This is a genomic window from Vibrio sp. 1249-1 (assembly GCF_033340495.1).
The window spans coordinates 1-603 of the sequence record NZ_JAWOWJ010000796.1 but is presented as its reverse complement, the minus strand read 5'-3'; the positions used below and the strand labels follow the sequence as shown (position 1 = coordinate 603).

Below are 603 nucleotides of genomic sequence, written 5' to 3'. Positions count from 1 at the left end.
AATACTATCGTGCTAGATAAGCAAAAATAACTATAGGACTCTCAACATGACAACCAACAAACACCCCTCTCTGCTCGGAGAATGTTTGGCCGAGTTCATCGGTACAGGACTACTCATCTTCTTCGGCGTTGGCTGCGTCGCAGCCTTAGTGTTAACAGGCGCATCTTTTGGACAATGGGAAATCAGTATTGTATGGGGCTTAGGTGTCTCCATCGCGATCTACTGTACTGCCGGCGTTTCAGGCGCACACATCAACCCAGCCGTGACCATTGCATTAGCGATGTTTCATGGTTTCGATAAAGCGAAAGTGGTTCCGTACATCATCGCTCAGATGTTAGGTGCATTTTTCTCTGCCGCTTTGGTTTACAGCTTGTACAGCAACCTTTTCACCGATTACGAAATCGCACACAACTTTGTACGTAGCAGCCAAGACGCCCTTGCAACGGCTGGTATTTTCTCAACTTACCCACACGCTTCTCTTTCTTTCTTTGGCGCATTTGCTGTGGAATTCGTCATTACAGCTGTATTAATGTTTGCCATTTTGGCTCTGGGTGATGAAAACAACGGTGCCGCTCGTGGCGCGATGAACCCATTATTGATTGG

The 603-nt window shown here is 47.1% G+C and carries 1 protein-coding gene; it reads left to right on the top strand.

Annotated features, from left to right (window positions below; all coding sequences use genetic code 11):
• Positions 1–46: 46 nt before the first annotated feature.
• The coding region (locus R7Z50_RS28965; protein ID WP_318149942.1) for an MIP/aquaporin family protein at positions 47–603 on the top strand (557 nt) is incomplete at its 3' end.